We start from the raw sequence: 16,567 nt of genomic DNA on the forward strand, positions 1-16,567 counted from the left end.
GGAAGACGATGGATATTCAAACAATCGTTGAATCAATTGATTTTTTTGGTCAAACGGAACCAGATCGGGTCGTTTATCAGACAGAAACCACAGAGCATACCTATGGGGAGCTAAAAAGAAAGTCCGATGCTTTAGCAGCTTATTTAGACAGAAATCTACAGAAACAGGGACCAATCGTGGTTTTTGGAAATCTAGAGTTTGAAATGATCGTTTCTTTTCTGGGGGCCACCAAAGCCGGTCATGCCTATCTTCCGATTGAAGAACATACGCCGAATGAGCGAATTGAATCAATTCTTCGAGTAGCAAAACCAGCTTTGATCATTAGTGTCGGTGACTGGCAGATGGAAACAGATGGTATCCCAGTGATTTCTCGGGAAGAATTAGCAACGATCACGAAAAAAGAGAGTCAATACGAAGCAACACATCCAGTTAAAGGTGACGAAAATTATTACATTATTTTTACCTCTGGTACTACAGGTGAGCCCAAGGGTGTGCAAATCAGTCATGATAACTTATTGAGCTTTGTTCGTTGGACGATCCAGGAATTTCATCTTGAACAGGGTCTACGTTTCTTATCACAAGCACCATTTTCGTTTGACTTATCTGTTTTTTCGATTTATCCAGCACTTGTGACAGGAGGAATGTTAAAACCCTTAGAAAAAGCGGTTATTCAAGACTTTAGACAATTATTTTCTACTTTAGCAAAGTTGAAATTAGATGTCTGGGTGTCAACTCCTTCATTTATCGATATCTGTTTGATGGAACCCACTTTTGATGCGGAACATGTACCAGATCTAGCCACTTTCTTGTTCTGTGGGGAAGAATTAACCAAAAAAACAGCGCAAGAATTATTAAAACGATTCCCTGAAGCCCGTATTTATAACACGTATGGACCAACGGAAGCCACGGTTGCTATTTCAAGTATCCAAATCACTCAAGGTATTTTAGATCGCTATGAACGTTTACCGATTGGTTATATCAAAGAAGATACCGAGGTTCAGATTGTGAATGATCAAAAAGTGCAACCGGTCAATCAAACAGGCGAAATTATTATCTTGGGTCCTAGTGTCTCCAAGGGGTATCTGAATAATCCAGAAAAAACCAAAGCTGCTTTTTTCAAGAAACAGGATCAACAAAGTTATCATACTGGCGATGCTGGGTTTCTTAATGAGGAAGGTCTTTTGTTCTATGAGGGACGAATGGATCAACAGATAAAACTTCATGGGTATCGTATCGAATTAGGAGATATCGAACACGGGCTTTTGTTAGATGAACGGATTAAACAAGCGATAGTTGTTCCAAAATACCAAGGAACTAAAGTTCAACAACTAGTTGCTTTTATTGTATTAGAAAAAAATTCGCCAGAACCAAGTTTTAAACTCTCTAAATCAATTAAGGAAAAATTGGCACATTCGGTCATGGATTACATGATCCCTCAAAAAATCAATTACATTGATCTTTTACCACAAACGGTGAACGGGAAAATCGATCGGAAAAAATTAATAGCTGAGGTGAATCCTCAATGACCTTTCCACATATGATCCCGTACGCAGAACCTTATTATTTTCTGCTGTTAATCAACGGTTTAGTACCGATCGTGCTATCATTGTTGATTCGAGGGAAAAGATTGCCAATTTATCAAACACTCATCACCTTGCTTTTCTTATTCATCAGTTTTGGTGGTGTCTATTGGCAACAAGGTGTAGCCTTGATTGCATATGTTGTTTGGCAGACATTATTAGTTTGGGCTTACTTCGTTTACCGTCAAAAGGAAAATCAAGGTATTTGGTTTTACTTAGCGGTGATCCTAGCGATTTTCCCATTATTTTTAACAAAAGTCACACCGTTTTTTGCCCATGGGAAAGAATCTTTTCTAGCTTTTCTAGGGATCTCCTATCTAACCTTTAAATCTGTTCAGATGATCATGGAAATTAGGGATGGATTGATCAAGAACTATCAGCCTTTTCGTTATATTCAATTTTTACTCTTTTTTCCAACGATTTCATCTGGACCAATCGATCGCTATAGAAGATTTGAAAAGGATCAATGTCAGCCGCCTGCAACTGAGAAATATCTGACATTATTAGAAAAAGGTATCCAAAATATTTTTCTAGGTTTTTTATACAAATTTATTATTGGCTATTATTTGGGTCAAGTGTTGTTACCAATCGTTTCCAAAGCTGCCTTGCAACATGGTGGTTTTTCTTGGTCATTAGTAGGATATACCTATGTGTATAGTTTATATCTGTTTTTTGACTTTGCAGGCTATAGTTTGTTTGCGGTGGGAACGAGTTACTTGATGGGGTACCAAACACCAATCAACTTTAACAAACCATTCTTGTCTTGGAATATCAAAGAATTTTGGAATCGTTGGCACATGACGTTATCATTTTGGTTTCGAGATTATGTTTATATGCGCTTGATGTTTTTCTTGATGAAGAAAAAATGGTTCAAAAGTAAAATTGTAACCTCGAATATTGGTTATTATGCATTATTCCTATTGATGGGAATCTGGCATGGTCTAACTTGGTATTACATCGTGTATGGGTTGTATCATGCTACTTTGATTTGCTTAACCGACGTTTGGCTACGATTCAAGAAAAAACATAAAAAACAACTACCATCCAATTGGTTTACTCACGCTTTTGCTGTCTTTATGACTTTCCAAGCAGTTTGTTTTAGTTTATTGATATTTTCGGGCTTTTTAGACCAACTATTGTTTAAGTAAAGCAGATGATTATCTAAGACTTAAAAATGATTTATTTTACATTATGATTATTTAAGGAGAGATTATATTATGGAAGAACAAATTTTAACTATTTTAGAAGACATTACAGGAACAGATGAAATAAGAGAAAATCGAGAGCTTGATTTGTTTGGTGAAGGATTGCTGGATTCACTTGCTTCTGTTCAATTATTAGTCGAATTAGATGGACAATTAGATGTTCAAGTCCCTGTTTCTGAATTTGATCGTGAACAGTGGGGCACACCGAATAAAATCATTGCACAAGTACAAGAATTGAAGGGATGAGAATGAAAAAGAAATTATTTGCTATTTTCGGTCCAATCCTTTTAGCCTTTGGATTGATAGCAGTTTTTTTCACTTCTTCGTATCGTGTGGATCTAACCGACCCAACAGTCATAAAAAAAGCTTCTACATCCATGTCCGAAAATGTGTTAAAAGGAGATACCATCAAAAACGAAGCCTTAGCTGAAAAAAAATATGTTCCTTTTTTTGGTTCAAGTGAACTCAGTCGGATCAGTCCGTTTCACCCATCCGTCTTGGCGGAGAAATACCATCGTGATTATCGTCCCTTCTTATTAGGGGCACCTGGGACACAATCATTAAGTCAGTATATGATGATGCGCTCTGCAGGAGATGATTTGAAAAATAAGAAAATCGTTTTTATCATTTCTCCACAATGGTTTGTCAAAGATGGCGTAAAAAAAGATTATTTTGATACGTATTATTCACAGTTACAAACCCTTGACTGGCTGTTCTCATTGAAAAAAATCACTCCTGCTGATCGTTATTTAGCTAGAAGACTTTTACATTTTTCTATCGTTAAAAAAGATGAAAAATTGACGGAAATGTTACAAATGATCAAAAAAGGTCAACTTCCTTCTGTTGAAAAACGAAATCAATTGCGCTTGAACTGGAATATTTTAAAAAGAGAAGATGAAATGTTCAGCAATATTGGTCTGAAAAGTAAACAAGACAAAATTGATCAGGCAATGAAGCCGTTGCCTGCTAATTATCAAGAAAAAGTTCTGGCAAACCTAGCGGAAAATATTGGGAGAAAAAGTACAAGCGACAATTCTTTTGAGTTAAAAAATGATTTTTATAAAGAGCGCATTCGTCACCACTTAAAAGAGCTGAAAAATTCTCAAAAAAATTGGGATTATCGTTTTTCACCTGAATTTTCAGATTTTCAATTAGTCCTACAGCAATTAGCCCAAGAACAGGCAGAAGCATTATTCATCATTCCACCTGTGAATCAAAAATGGAGTGATTATACTGGGTTATCTCAAGAAATGCTTCAAGGATTTGCAAAGAAAATCAAATTTCAATTGCAGAATCAAGGCTTTGATCGGATCGCAGATTTTACAAAAATGGCTGATCAACCTTATTTCATGGAAGACACCATTCATTTAGGTTGGAAAGGGTGGCTAGCAGCAGATCAACGGATTAGACCGTTTTTAGAAAACCAACAACAACCAAGTCACTATCAATTGGATCCATCATTTTATAGTAAAGACTGGCAAAAACATTCACCAAATGATTTAAAAGAAAACCAACAGTAATGGAGTTTCGAACACGAAGTGCATAAAAGAAACGCTCGTTTACTGCTGTCAGTCCATTTAAGAGAAAATAGCGATTGCTATCGTATGCATTATGCAAAAAAGCCAGGATTATTGAAAGTTATTCGGTAAACTTTCGAGGAATCCTGGTTTTTTTCTAACTGAAAAAATCGTTCTGCTGAAAAGCACACCTAATAAATGGTATAATCTAGCTATCAATACGAGAAATGAGGGAGACGTTTTGGATAAAAAAGAAGAACAGTTATTGATTGATCTGACTTCAGCCAAAGGAGTACCAGGCAATGAAGAAGAAGTGAGACAAGTCTATAAAAAGTATGCAAAAGACTTTGCGGAAGATATTTTTTATGATGGTTTAGGTAGTATTATCGCCAAACATGGTTCTGGTGGTGGACCTAAGATTTTTATTTCTGGTCATATGGATGAAGTGGGATTTATGGTAACTAAGATCACTGATAAAGGTTTTTTGGAATTTCAAACATTAGGTGGTTGGTGGGGACAAGTGATGTTAGCCCAACAAGTGGAAATCAAAACACAAGCTGGGAAAGTGATCCATGGCGTGATTGGTTCGAAACCGCCACATGTTTTAACCCCACAAGTAAGAAATAAACCGTATGATATCAAGGATATGTTTATTGATATTGGAGCAACAAGTGATAAAGAAGCAAAAGAATGGGGTATTCGCCCTGGCGATATGGTAACCCCATATATTGAGTATAAACGGTTGAATGGCGGTAAATTTTTACTAGCTAAGGCTTGGGACAATCGCATCGGTACAGCTGTTTCATTACGAGTTCTTGAGAATTTAGCAAAAGAAGGACATCCCAATGTTTTATTCGCAGGGAGCGATGTGCAAGAAGAAGTTGGCCTTAGAGGGGCACGCACAAGTACGCACTTAGTGAATCCAGATATCGCCTTTGCTTTAGATACAGGAACAGCTGGAGATACACCGGGGATGACGCCAAAAGAAGCGGATTCGATTTTGGGTAAAGGTCCACAAATCTTGATTTTTGATGCTTCAATGATTCCACATAAAAAACTGTTGAATTTTGTGATTGATGTGGCGGAAGAAATGGATATACCATTCCAATACACCGTCATTACTGGTGGTGGGACAGACGCAGGACAGATGCATTTGACAAGAGATGGGGTACCGTCTGTGGCGATTACTGTTCCGGTGCGGTATTTGCATTCACATACTTCAGTGATCCATGAAGATGATTATTTGAATACTGTGAAATTAGTGACGGAATTAGTGAAGCGATTAGACCACAAAACAGTTGAAAAGATTAGGAGTTATGATTAATGGAAACAAAGTTATCACTTTCAGATTATCGCAAAAAAGCTCGAGCTAGCCTTGCGCAACAATGGGGAATCAATGCTTGGCTAGTCTTTCTTTCGATGTTTGTTGCGGGTTTGATTCAAATGTTTTTTGAGGGATTTTTTTTCGTAGATAGCACGCAACAACAAATAGTTAGCTTTTTACTAGAGAATTTCCTTTTATTTGCTTTTTCATATGCCTTATATTACATTGCGCTGGTAGTTGTTCGCGGCGGCAGAGCAAAAAGTAATTTATTGTTTGCCGTCTTTCAAAAAAAATATTTTGGACCTATTTTAGTGATTAATTTGATCAATGTTGTGATCAATTGGATCATTAATGCCCTTGTTTTATTACCAGGTTTTTTGATTGGTGGTGTCAATACTTATACACAATTACTATTTAATTCAAACACAATTTCAACAGATGTGTTATCAGGGAATGCTTTGGACATTAGTTACGTTTTGACCACCCTGCTCATGACCTTTGTTTCTCTTTTGTTGATGAGTATTGTGGGCGGATTGTTTCAATTTGCGGCTTGGACTAAATTTGATTACCCAGAACTTTCAATCATCCAGTGTTTGCAATACGCGTGGTATTTATTAAAAGATCGTTTAGGTACTTATATCCTATTACAACTTTCATTTATCGGGTGGTACCTTGTTGGAGCCCTAGCCTTGTTCTTTGGTTTATTGTGGGTTATCGCCTATGTCAATGTGACCATTGCAGGTTTTTACGAGCAAGCAAGACTTGAAAAAGAACCCCCAGCTACTTATTTTTCATAAAACATGAGAGAGGTTTCACAGAAAAAACAGGATTCTATTACATTGATTCTGAAAGGAGAACGATCATGAAATTAACTGTATTAGGTTGCTTAGGCGCCTATCCATATAAAAATCAAGGAACGACTAGCTATTTATTGCAGTCAGCTGGCTTTAACCTACTGATCGATGCTGGTAGCGCCACCTTGATAAAATTACAAGAGCATCTTGAACCGTTAGAACTTGATGCGGTTATCTTGAGCCATTACCATCATGATCACATCGCTGATCTAGGTGTATTGCAATATTATTGGCAACTACATCCTGAAAAAGAACCAGGAGCTATCTTGCCAATCTATGGTCATACTAAAGACACTTTTCATTTTGATGAGTTAACAATGCCAAACGTGTCAGAAGGACGTGGCTATTTTGAGGCAGAAGAATTGAAAGTAGGTCCTTTTTTAATCACGTTTATGGAAACCATCCATCCAGTGGTGTGCTATGCCATGCGGATCGTCGAAGAAGCGACTGGCAAAGTCTTTGTTTTTACAGGTGATTCCGGCTATTTGGAAAGTTTTGTAGAATTTGCTGAAAATGCAGACTTATTTCTAGCAGATACTTATCTGTTTGCTGGTAATGAACGACACAAAGCGCACTTTACGTCAAAAGAAGCGGGGGAACTTGCGAAAGCAGCAAAAGTCAAAAAGCTAGTATTGACCCATTTACCTCAATTTGGGGATCTTACACAATTACAGAACGAAGCGCAACAAGCTGCGGGTGATACAGTAGAAGTAGCACTAGCAAAAGTCGATAAAGTATTTGATATCTAGGAGGAAGACAATGATTTTTGTACCGAATGACAAGCATGATCCACGTATCAATCTAGCAATTGAACAATTTTTACTCCAAGAAATGCCTGTTGATGAACCGATTTTATTGTTTTATATCAATGAACCATCTATCATTATTGGGCGTAATCAAAACACGATCGAAGAAATCAATCGAGATTACGTTGAACAACAGGGCATCCATGTCGTTCGTCGTTTAAGTGGCGGTGGAGCCGTCTATCACGACTTTGGAAATTTAAACTTTAGTTTTATCATGCCTGATGATGGCGATTCTTTCCGTGATTTTGCTAAAGTTACTAAGCCAATTATTCAAGCTCTTCACGAATTAGGGGTATCTGGAGCGGAATTAAAAGGCCGAAATGATTTAGTGATTGATGGTATGAAATTCTCTGGTAATGCAATGTATGCAACGAATGGTCGAATGTTTGCCCATGGAACTATCATGTTTGATTCTGACATCAATGAAGTGGTCAATGCGTTAAAAGTAAAAAAAGATAAAATCGAGTCCAAAGGGATCAAATCGATTCGTTCTCGTGTGACCAATATCAAACCATTTTTACCTAAAGAAAGACAAGAGATGTTAACAGAAGAATTTCGTGATGAAATTCTATTAAAAATATTCGGAGTAGCAACGTTGGCAGAGGTTAATACGTATCAGCTAACAGACAAAGACTGGATCAAAATCAACGAAATCTCTGATCGCTATTATCGTAATTGGGATTGGAATTATGGGAAATCACCTGATTTTAACTTTTCGAGACAAAAGCGGTATCCGATTGGTTCGATCGAAGTCCATCTGAATGTGTCACATGGTTTGATTGATGATGTGAAAATATTTGGTGACTTCTTTGGGTTAGGAGAGATAAAGGACGTCGAAGAAAAACTGATTGGACAAAGATATGATAAATCAGTTTTAAGTGATGTAGTAAAAACGATTGATATCAAAAAGTATTTTGGTGCGATCGAAGCTGAAGATTTTCTTGCTCTTTTATATTGATCGAATGTTAGTCATTAGTCAAAAACAGGGAACACCAATGATTGGTGTTCCCTGTTTTTTATCTTTTTTTGAGAAAGAGAACGAATATTATTTTGTCCGCTCAAACCTTCATTCAATGAATCAATTTTCCAATCTGCCAAAGACATTATATGCTTTTCTTGGGATTTGTTTTAGTCAATTGGATGATTAAACGATCTACCTGACTATCTTTTTCCTGAGTCAACGTTCCTGCATAACGTTCCGCCACATCTTGGATTATTTTTAAATCAAACTGTTCTTGTTCAGCAAAGTTTTCGGTAATTCCTTGTGAAAAGAGATTTGTTTCATAGTTTGCGCTATGTTCACAACGAATCAATAGTTGATTTTCTTTTTCCTGCATCGATAAATAAATTTTTCGATGTGTTGGATCTTCAATGGCATGTGTTTCTCTAAAAGAATGTTCTAAGACATGAATCAGTATTTGGGTCAAGTCATCATCATTGACGGTCAATACTTCTGGTAGTTCGGCTTGAAACTTCACCTTGATATTTCGCTTTGATGCAATCTCTTGATAACGAGCTAAAATAAGATTAGTGAGTTGGTGAGAGGAGTAAGAGAAAATAAATTCAAAATTTCGAGCATTAGTTAAGATAGTTTGCACATAATTTTGTACTTCATCGGTTTCTTCTTCCTTGACCAAATGTTCTAAGTTTTCCATAGTCTGGATAAACTCAGTTCTTAATGTACTGATTTCTTGAATGTGATCACGTAGCTGATCATAATGTTGTTCAAGTAAATCCGATTTTGTTTTCAAGAAATTAACAGTTCGCTGATGCTTATCAAAGCTGATGATGTACTCGATAATATTATAACAAATGATAATAATCAGAATTATCATAAATAGAATAGTAGACCAATTAATATTTGCATTATAAATACCTAATGATGGTTGGATATAAAGCATACAATGGAAAATGGCAATCAGCACAATCCACGGTGTACAAGCAATGAAAAAACGATTATTCCGATAGGCTTCCCCAACACAGACAAGGGAAGTAACTAATGTACTGATTACACTAACCGTATTAACAATGGGCATTAGTTCAGTTAATTCTCCTACTGTCATCAATGAATAAATAAGGACACCTATTTGGATGGAGACTTGCAGAAAACAAAAGAGACCATATATTTTTTGATAATGTTTCATTCGGGATAAATAATACAATACCAGAAATACTGAAGTTAAAATAGTAAATGTATCAGATAAAATCGAATGGACGATTGGTTCAAAAAGGATGCCGCTTAATATATCTTCAGAGATTGATTCAACCCCTAAGACTAACGCAAAACAACTGAGAATGATCAGTGAAATATCTAGTGTCTTTTTTTGTAAAGCTTAAAAATGGCGTACACCAATATCCCAATTCCTAAAAAGATGGCAATGATCATGGTAACTACTTGAGGAACAGATTGGGAAAAAATAAAGCTGATGATTGGTCCCGTATTTCCAACATAAACTTTTGGTGGAATACCCGAATAGTTTTCATATGGTGAAGTAACTTCGATTTTTAAGTGTTCACCAGCATAATGTGTAGGCAGATCAATAACTGCCAAAGATAAACCAGGATGAAGTTGGTCTTGTTCATTTGTTCGATCATATAAAAGTTGATCATTTAAATAAACTTTTATCCATTGGTTGTTTCCCCGAATCACTAAGTTCGAATCGTCCATCTCTTCTTTTAATATAGTTTCCATCACAAAAGTTTCATTTCTTTCAACTGTTGGAAGGTAACTAATATAATGACTATCAAAACGAAAATCAGGTTCATTTTTTAAGTAAAATTCCCATGAATTTTTTATTTCTTTGACCTTTCCACTATCAGAAGGAGTAAAAATATAATAAAAGAAATATACTGTTATCATTAAAAATAACGTTGATAATAGAATAGTGAAAAACCATTTTATCTTTAATGAGTTCGCTTTTTTAAAATATTCAATGTTATTAAAAAAGTTCATAATGTGTCCTTTCTAAAAGTAACATTTTTTTTAGGGTAAACGTTTTTTGTTTTCTAGTCAATCATAAACCTGCATAAAGTTAGATAACAAGAGTTATTTTTTAGATTTTTTTTAAAATTCTTTCAATTCGTTGTAGAAGAAATAGAGTTAAAATTGATAAAATTAAATCGTTATTATATGATGGGAAATAAGAAATGAGTAAAGGGAGTGGAAACTAGTGCCATTTTATAAAAAAATAACCTATATTAGTTCAATTACACTGATTGTTATTTTAGCGATCATTTTGAGCATTATTTTACTTCCTAAAATAGCTGGTCTATCAACCCATATTATTGAAGATCGTGGTATGAGTCCTTACTATAGCCAAGGAAGTTTGATCTATGTACGTCCGAAGAAACCAGAAGAATTGTTGGTTGGTGACGTGATTACGTACTATGAAAACTCAGGAGAGCAAATAACCACCCGACGAGTGATCGCAGTGGAAAAAGACCATCAAGACTTTTATACTAAAGCAGATAGTTCTACGCAGACCGAATCCGGTGTAGTGGGGAGAAGATACATCATTGGAACGCCCATTTTTCAGATTCCCTATATTGGCATTCTTTTATCAAAGTCAGCATTTACTTGGATGCGCTGGCTATTTTTTACCATCGCCTTTTGTTTGACCGGTATTACAGCTTGGAATATGCTAGATGAATTTGAAAAAAAGAAAAGTTTCAATCGGTTTTTTACTCATAGCCAACGAAAAGGAAAGTGAGTGTAAATTTGTTTGCAACTTGTGGATTTGTCAGGTTCTTCGTATAATAATTTGGAAGAGGAGGCAGATTATGCGTAATGAAATGATGCATCGTCCGGTAGTAAAAGAAGAGTTAGTTGATTTTATGCGGACAAAACAGAAAAAACTGTCTGGAGAGCTTGGTTTGATTGAAGAAGAAGCCCATTTAGCGGAAGTACCGATCATTCCCCATGAAACAGTCGTATTCATGCAGTTTTTATTAGGGCAATTAAAACCAAAGAATGTTTTAGAAATTGGTGCAGCTATTGGTTTTTCTTCTAGTTTGATGGCTCAATTAATCAGTGAAAAAGGTCACGTCACGACGATCGATCGTTTTGATGTTATGATCAAAAAGGCCAAGGCAACTTATGAAAGACTTGGCTTAACCGAAAAAGTTACTTTACTAGAAGGACAAGCGGCTGATATTTTACCAGAACTAACTGGGCCTTATGATTTTATTTTTATGGACAGTGCCAAATCGAAATATATTGAGTTTTTACCAGAATGTTTACGTCTGCTAAAAAAAGATGGCGTATTGATGGTTGATGATATTTTTCAAGGCGGAACGATTTTATTGCCTGATGAAGAGATTCCTAGAGGTAAACGTGCCATTCATCGTAAATTAAATGAATTTTTACAGGTCGTCATGACCCATCCAGACTTGACTTCCACATTAGTGCCGCTAGGTGATGGTGTGATCTTGATAACTAAAGAAAAAGAGCAAATTCATCTACCTTAAGAGTATTTACCTTGTTACGACAAAAAGCTTGCTTTTTGTCGGACACTAGGTAAAAGAGGAACGCTTTCTATTGAGCAATCTTTTTTATTGATAAAATAACTATTTCATATTGACAGAACCAAAATGATTCTATATAATTATTTTTGTTCCGAAAAAGCTGTCATAGTAGCTCAGCTGGATAGAGCATCCGCCTTCTAAGCGGACGGTCGGGGGTTCGAATCCCTCCTGTGACGTAAAAAAAACCAAAACCGGTAGAAACGAAAGTTTCTACCGGTTTTTCTTTGTTCTGGTAGTTGGACCAAATGGGTACGTAGCAAGTATTCTTATGATACACAGTCTAATCAGGTAGGATTTTCCACTTACTAGGTATGTGTTAAAAAAGAATATATTGGATGTTTTTCTAAGTAAAAGGAGTAGTTAAAATTTTTACTCTACAAATTCATACATTCGTGTATTTTAACTTCGTTTAAGCAGAAATCAGTCCATCCTCTATAGATGGATGATGTTTGGTATCAGGGGATCCAAGGTTCTTATAATATAATCGCTACAAGTGTGTTTGTTTTTTTATTTTTGAACGGTTCGGCTATACTTATTCTAAGCCGATAGGCAGAAATGAATAGGGGGAGAAAATATGTCGATTATTTCACAAATTATCATTACATTAGTTGCAATTGAATTTTTTTATATCATGTATTTAGAAACCTTTGCTACAACTTCTAAAGCAACTGGCAGAGTATTTAAAATGAGTCAAAAAGAATTAAGTAATTCGTCGGTACAAACGTTATTTAAAAATCAAGGTGTTTATAATGGATTGTTAGGTATTGGTTTATTGTATGCCATTTATATTTCGTCTGCACCAAAAGAAATGGCAAGTTTGTTATTGATTTATATTGTACTGGTCGCAGCTTACGGTAGTATCACTAGTGACAAACTAATTATTTTGAAACAAGGTGGTCTGGCAATCATTGGATTACTGACTCTTTTGATTTGAGTTAATCTTATTTTATAAAAATTTTCATGAAAACGCCTATAACTTTGTGAAAAAGCTGACATGAGTTAGAAAAATATGCTATTCTAGTAGTTGCGTGTTTCATAAAATTTTTATAAAAAAGGAGTCTCTAGGTTGTTCAAAAAGTATATTTTTTTACTAAATGAAGAATTTGACGGATATGATCGTCAAAAATTCCAAAAAGATTTATTAGCTGGTATTACTGTAGCTGCAGTAGCTTTACCTTTAGCGTTGGCGTTTGGCGTGTCCAGTGGTGCAAATGCTGCGGCAGGATTAATTACAGCGGTTATTGCTGGACTTATTATTGGTGGCTTGTCAGGTGGTTTTTATCAAATTTCAGGACCAACAGGCGCAATGGCTGCGATCTTGATGTCGATTGCAGCTACTCAAGGGATGTCTGGGGTGTTACTGGCGACATTTTTAGCAGGACTATTATTGCTAGTGGCAGGCATTTTTAGATTAGGAACATTGACCTCTTTTATTCCAGCTCCAGTGATTACTGGATTTACCTCGGGAATTGCTATTATCATTGCCTTGGGTCAAGTGGATAACTTGTTTGGTGTCCATTCAGAAGGTGCAAATGTGATTGAGAAGTTTCTCAGCTATCAGACCTTTGGCTTTTCGATAAATTTTTCCTCCTTTATTATGGGATTATTAGTGATCATCGGAATGATTATCTACCCCAAAAAATGGGCTCAAACTATACCAAGTTCTTTGATGGCAATTATTCTTGCAACGGTTGCGATGTTCTTGTTTCACTTGCCGATAGCAACCGTGGGAAAAATTCCACAGACGTTGATCAGTAGCGATCGCTTAACGTTTGTAGCCTTTCATCTTGATTCTTTAAAAGAAGTGATGGTGCCAGCGATTAGCATTGCCTTGCTTGGCATGGTGGAAAGTTTGCTCTGTGGTGCTTCTGCGGGACGAATGGCAAACAAACCATTGGACAGCAACCAAGAACTTGTTGCGCAAGGAATCGGAAATCTAATTTTACCATTTTTTGGAGGCATTCCAGCGACAGCTGCGATTGCCCGAACAAGTGTGGCAATTAAATCAGGGGCACAGACTCGTTTAGCTGGTATCATTCATGCTTTGGTTTTGTTTTTATCTATGATTATTTTTGCACCAATTATGTCAAACATTCCTATGCCAGCTTTGGCAGGAGTGTTGATTGTTACTGCTTGGCGCATGAATGAATGGGAAACGATCAACGTCTTGTTCACTAAGAGATATTGGTCTGGCATCTTATTATTTTTGATTACTATGGGATGTACCGTGATTTTTGACTTAAGTATTGCGATCGTCATCGGCATTATCGGTGGCTGTATTTTCTTTGTGATCAAAAGTGCGGCAATCACGATCTCGGTTGAAACAATCGATTGGGAACGAATGGATTTGCCAGAAACGAAAAAATTAGATAATTGGACAGTTGTCTATATTAGCGGACCACTCTTTTTTATGTCTGCTGAAAAATTAAAAAATACATTAGCTGATCTAAATCAAAAAGAGGGGATCATTTTTTCTATGCGTGGTGTTCCAAGTATTGATTTAACTGCCCGGGCTGTTTTTGATGAGTTTCAAGAAAAAGCTGAAATGCGAGAACAAACGATTATTTACACCTCGCTACAACCAGAAGTAGAAAAACAACTACAGCATTTATGGCAAAAAGCTGGCTTTGAGCAACACCAAACAGTAGCGCATGCACTCTCAGCGCTGCATGAACAATATACGTAATCAGTCATGAGCAGGAGAAATGTTTTTGAGAAGCAGGGCAAACAAAGTGTTTTTTGCAGTGTTTAATTAAAATAAGCTATAAAAATTCAAAAATCCCGAAACAGCTTTTTTCTGTTTCGGGATTTTTTACCTATGGAAGCTGTGGCTATTGATTGCTAGGATCTTTCTCGAGATAGTTTGCTAAGGTAAGCCAGTCTTTGCGGATCACGTCAGCTAATGTTCGATTGTAAAAAATAGCTGCAGGATGGAAAAGCGGGAGGATCTGGTAGCTTTTATCACTCCACTCGTAAGCATCTTTTTGTTGATTCAGTTTTAAAATAGGCCCAGTATAAAGCTGACCATGATTTTTAGAGATCGTATAAGCAGAACCTAATAACCGTTGCAAACCGATATTGCCTAATGTAGCAATCAAATGGGGCTCGACATGTTCGATTTCATAATCTAGGATCGGCGCATGAGCGAATACTTCCGCTTTCGTTGGTGTCCGATTCGGATAAACAGTTTCTGCTTGCTGAGTTCGTTTATTGAGTCGTTGGACTGTCCGATAAGGTCGACTTCTGACTGCACTAGTAATATAAACATCTTCTCTTGTCAAACCAGCTAGAGCAAGAGTTTGCATTAGTTCTTTGCCTGCTTGTCCGCTAAAAGGAATATGATTATCGATTTCTGTTTTGCCAGGAGCTTCACCTACCAGCATCAGTTTTGGGTGGAGTGGGCCTTGACCAGCAACGAAACCTTCTACCGCACGACCTTGCATACGAATCGTTGCTTCTTGAACCAATTCATCAGGATAGATCATTCGTTTACCTCCTTCGTCTTCACTAACATTATAATTAGCAAAAGTGAAAATTGCGATTGATTGACTTAAGAAAAGTTCTAGAATCTAGAGTTGACGAATGCGCTAGTTTCTGGTAATCTAGTACTGTTGTAATTGTGGACTCCACAGCTACAACCGCACAGAACGAGTTTGTAAGTACAGGTAACTGTCACTCTGGATGGCGAGTCTAAGTCTATTATAAGGAGGTGCTTTATAGCATGTACGCAATTATTAAAACTGGTGGTAAACAAGTAAAAGTTGAAGTTGGACAAGCAATCTACGTTGAAAAACTTGACGTTGAAGCAGGTGAAAAAGTTGTTTTTGACGAAGTTATCTTAGTAGGTGGCGAAACTACAAAAGTAGGCGCTCCAATTATTTCTGGTGCAACTGTTGAAGGTACTGTTGAAAAACACGGCAAACAAAAGAAAGTCGTTACTTTCAAATACAAACCTAAAAAACATTCACACCGTAAACAAGGTCACCGTCAACCATACACAAAAGTGGTTATCGACGCGATCAACGCTTAATTAGCGCTTGAGAAAGAAGGCCTGAATAATGATCAAAGGAACATTTAAACGTAATGACGCTGGTCAAATCGTTTCATTTACTTTGACAGGGCATGCTGATGCTGGTCCTTATGGGAGTGATATCGTCTGTGCAGGAGTTTCTGCATTAGCGATCAGTACTGTCAATGGGATTGCCTCATTAGCTGGTTTTGAACCAATTGTCGAAATGAATGAAGAAGAGGGCGGTTATTTATATACCGAAGTCACTTCAGGATTGACACAAGAGCAAAACAATATTGCCGAGATTCTATTAGAAAATCTCTTGTTGGGATTACAATCGATAGAAGCTGAAAATTCAGAATATATCCAAATTAAAACAATTAATGATAAATAGGAGGTGCAGACCATGTTGTTATCAATGAATCTACAATTCTTTGCCCACAAAAAAGGTGGCGGTTCTACATCTAACGGACGCGACTCAGAATCAAAACGTCTAGGTGCTAAACGCGCTGACGGACAAACAGTTACAGGTGGATCAATTCTTTACCGTCAACGCGGTACAAAAATTTATCCAGGTGTGAACGTGGGTATTGGTGGAGACGACACTTTATTTGCTAAAGTTGACGGAGTAGTACGTTTCGAACGTAAAGGCCGCGACAAAAAACAAGTGTCTGTTTATCCAGTAGCTCAAGAAGCTTAATAAACAAACTGCTCTATCTCTTGTGTAGCAAGGGGTGGAGCTTTTTTT

At 36.7% G+C, this 16,567-nt stretch carries 16 protein-coding genes, 1 tRNA gene, 1 pseudogene and 1 other annotated feature; of the genes and pseudogenes, 16 read left to right on the plus strand and 2 right to left on the minus strand.

Features of this window, described 5'->3' with window-relative positions; genetic code table 11:
- Positions 1-8: 8 nt before the first annotated feature.
- From dltA to AB3I42_RS01555, 8 genes are all read left to right on the plus strand, one after another.
- On the plus strand, positions 9-1,526 hold the full coding sequence (dltA, locus tag AB3I42_RS01520; protein WP_081123037.1) for a D-alanine--poly(phosphoribitol) ligase subunit DltA: 1,518 nt from the start codon (positions 9-11) through the stop codon (positions 1,524-1,526).
- On the plus strand, positions 1,523-2,728 hold the full coding sequence (gene dltB, locus AB3I42_RS01525) for a D-alanyl-lipoteichoic acid biosynthesis protein DltB (RefSeq protein WP_131773219.1): 1,206 nt from the start codon (positions 1,523-1,525) through the stop codon (positions 2,726-2,728). Before dltA ends, dltB begins: the two co-directional genes overlap by 4 nt.
- A gap of 69 nt (positions 2,729-2,797) precedes the next feature.
- Positions 2,798-3,031: a D-alanine--poly(phosphoribitol) ligase subunit DltC gene (dltC, locus tag AB3I42_RS01530; protein WP_010719820.1), complete on the plus strand. Its 234-nt coding sequence runs from the start codon at positions 2,798-2,800 to the stop codon at positions 3,029-3,031.
- 2 nt (positions 3,032-3,033) lie between these two features.
- Positions 3,034-4,305, plus strand: coding sequence for a D-alanyl-lipoteichoic acid biosynthesis protein DltD (gene dltD, locus AB3I42_RS01535; protein WP_306690244.1), 1,272 nt, complete (start codon positions 3,034-3,036; stop codon positions 4,303-4,305).
- A 238-nt stretch (positions 4,306-4,543) separates the two neighbouring features.
- On the plus strand, positions 4,544-5,626 hold the full coding sequence (locus tag AB3I42_RS01540; RefSeq protein ID WP_010719818.1) for a M42 family metallopeptidase: 1,083 nt from the start codon (positions 4,544-4,546) through the stop codon (positions 5,624-5,626).
- Positions 5,626-6,423 carry a DUF975 family protein gene (locus AB3I42_RS01545; protein ID WP_010719817.1) on the plus strand — a complete coding sequence of 266 codons (798 nt, stop codon included), beginning with the start codon at positions 5,626-5,628 and terminating at the stop codon, positions 6,421-6,423. Before AB3I42_RS01540 ends, AB3I42_RS01545 begins: the two co-directional genes overlap by 1 nt.
- Before the next feature lie 65 nt (positions 6,424-6,488).
- Positions 6,489-7,229: an MBL fold metallo-hydrolase gene (locus AB3I42_RS01550; protein ID WP_010719816.1), complete on the plus strand. Its 741-nt coding sequence runs from the start codon at positions 6,489-6,491 to the stop codon at positions 7,227-7,229.
- A gap of 10 nt (positions 7,230-7,239) precedes the next feature.
- Positions 7,240-8,244 (plus strand): lipoate--protein ligase, encoded by a 1,005-nt coding sequence (locus tag AB3I42_RS01555; RefSeq protein ID WP_010738270.1) that lies wholly within the window; start codon positions 7,240-7,242, stop codon positions 8,242-8,244.
- Between the two features lie 145 nt (positions 8,245-8,389).
- On the opposite strand, the pseudogene AB3I42_RS01560 reads toward AB3I42_RS01555, so the two are convergent.
- Positions 8,390-10,239, minus strand: a pseudogene (locus AB3I42_RS01560) (GHKL domain-containing protein).
- Between the two features lie 217 nt (positions 10,240-10,456).
- Here AB3I42_RS01560 and AB3I42_RS01565 point away from each other — a divergent pair.
- The 5 genes from AB3I42_RS01565 to AB3I42_RS01585 all read left to right on the plus strand — a co-directional run bounded on the left by AB3I42_RS01565 (position 10,457) and on the right by AB3I42_RS01585 (position 14,496).
- Positions 10,457-10,996: a signal peptidase I gene (locus tag AB3I42_RS01565; RefSeq protein WP_010719813.1), complete on the plus strand. Its 540-nt coding sequence runs from the start codon at positions 10,457-10,459 to the stop codon at positions 10,994-10,996.
- Between the two features lie 70 nt (positions 10,997-11,066).
- The gene (locus tag AB3I42_RS01570; protein ID WP_010719812.1) at positions 11,067-11,753 is read left to right on the plus strand and encodes an O-methyltransferase; all 687 of its coding nucleotides are present in this window, start codon (positions 11,067-11,069) and stop codon (positions 11,751-11,753) included.
- 159 nt (positions 11,754-11,912) lie between these two features.
- Positions 11,913-11,986 (plus strand) — tRNA-Arg (locus AB3I42_RS01575).
- 398 nt (positions 11,987-12,384) lie between these two features.
- Positions 12,385-12,744 carry a DUF1304 domain-containing protein gene (locus AB3I42_RS01580; RefSeq protein ID WP_010738267.1) on the plus strand — a complete coding sequence of 120 codons (360 nt, stop codon included), beginning with the start codon at positions 12,385-12,387 and terminating at the stop codon, positions 12,742-12,744.
- 132 nt (positions 12,745-12,876) lie between these two features.
- The gene (locus AB3I42_RS01585) at positions 12,877-14,496 is read left to right on the plus strand and encodes a SulP family inorganic anion transporter (protein ID WP_306690246.1); all 1,620 of its coding nucleotides are present in this window, start codon (positions 12,877-12,879) and stop codon (positions 14,494-14,496) included.
- 145 nt (positions 14,497-14,641) lie between these two features.
- On the opposite strand, the gene AB3I42_RS01590 is transcribed toward AB3I42_RS01585, so the two are convergent.
- Positions 14,642-15,295: a uracil-DNA glycosylase gene (locus AB3I42_RS01590; protein WP_010719809.1), complete on the minus strand. Its 654-nt coding sequence runs from the start codon at positions 15,293-15,295 to the stop codon at positions 14,642-14,644.
- A 141-nt stretch (positions 15,296-15,436) separates the two neighbouring features.
- Positions 15,437-15,512, plus strand: a sequence feature (ribosomal protein L21 leader region).
- A gap of 19 nt (positions 15,513-15,531) precedes the next feature.
- Between AB3I42_RS01590 and rplU the strand changes: the two genes are divergently transcribed.
- The 3 genes from rplU to rpmA are packed head-to-tail and all read left to right on the plus strand — an operon-like array spanning position 15,532 to position 16,519.
- Positions 15,532-15,840, plus strand: coding sequence for a 50S ribosomal protein L21 (gene rplU, locus AB3I42_RS01595; protein WP_010719808.1), 309 nt, complete (start codon positions 15,532-15,534; stop codon positions 15,838-15,840).
- A 28-nt stretch (positions 15,841-15,868) separates the two neighbouring features.
- Positions 15,869-16,213, plus strand: coding sequence for a ribosomal-processing cysteine protease Prp (locus tag AB3I42_RS01600; RefSeq protein WP_010719807.1), 345 nt, complete (start codon positions 15,869-15,871; stop codon positions 16,211-16,213).
- Positions 16,214-16,225: 12 nt separating this feature from the next.
- Positions 16,226-16,519, plus strand: coding sequence for a 50S ribosomal protein L27 (rpmA, locus tag AB3I42_RS01605; protein ID WP_010719806.1), 294 nt, complete (start codon positions 16,226-16,228; stop codon positions 16,517-16,519).
- The last annotated feature ends 48 nt before the right edge of the window (positions 16,520-16,567 follow it).

The organism is Enterococcus sp. C53 (assembly GCF_040887425.1).
Classification (GTDB): Bacteria; Bacillota; Bacilli; order Lactobacillales; family Enterococcaceae; genus Enterococcus_B; species Enterococcus_B hirae.

Bases quoted from the DNA above. Each gene is read 5' to 3' on its own strand.
- dltA (WP_081123037.1), top strand. From the start codon at position 9: ATGGATATTCAAACAATCGTTGAATCAATTGATTTTTTTGGTCAAACG.
- dltB (WP_131773219.1), top strand. From the start codon at position 1,523: ATGACCTTTCCACATATGATCCCGTACGCAGAACCTTATTATTTTCTG.
- dltC (WP_010719820.1), top strand. From the start codon at position 2,798: ATGGAAGAACAAATTTTAACTATTTTAGAAGACATTACAGGAACAGAT.
- dltD (WP_306690244.1), top strand. From the start codon at position 3,034: ATGAAAAAGAAATTATTTGCTATTTTCGGTCCAATCCTTTTAGCCTTT.
- AB3I42_RS01545 (WP_010719817.1), top strand. From the start codon at position 5,626: ATGGAAACAAAGTTATCACTTTCAGATTATCGCAAAAAAGCTCGAGCT.
- AB3I42_RS01550 (WP_010719816.1), top strand. From the start codon at position 6,489: ATGAAATTAACTGTATTAGGTTGCTTAGGCGCCTATCCATATAAAAAT.
- AB3I42_RS01555 (WP_010738270.1), top strand. From the start codon at position 7,240: ATGATTTTTGTACCGAATGACAAGCATGATCCACGTATCAATCTAGCA.
- AB3I42_RS01570 (WP_010719812.1), top strand. From the start codon at position 11,067: ATGCGTAATGAAATGATGCATCGTCCGGTAGTAAAAGAAGAGTTAGTT.
- AB3I42_RS01580 (WP_010738267.1), top strand. From the start codon at position 12,385: ATGTCGATTATTTCACAAATTATCATTACATTAGTTGCAATTGAATTT.
- AB3I42_RS01590 (WP_010719809.1), bottom strand. From the start codon at position 15,295: ATGATCTATCCTGATGAATTGGTTCAAGAAGCAACGATTCGTATGCAA.
- rplU (WP_010719808.1), top strand. From the start codon at position 15,532: ATGTACGCAATTATTAAAACTGGTGGTAAACAAGTAAAAGTTGAAGTT.
- AB3I42_RS01600 (WP_010719807.1), top strand. From the start codon at position 15,869: ATGATCAAAGGAACATTTAAACGTAATGACGCTGGTCAAATCGTTTCA.
- rpmA (WP_010719806.1), top strand. From the start codon at position 16,226: ATGTTGTTATCAATGAATCTACAATTCTTTGCCCACAAAAAAGGTGGC.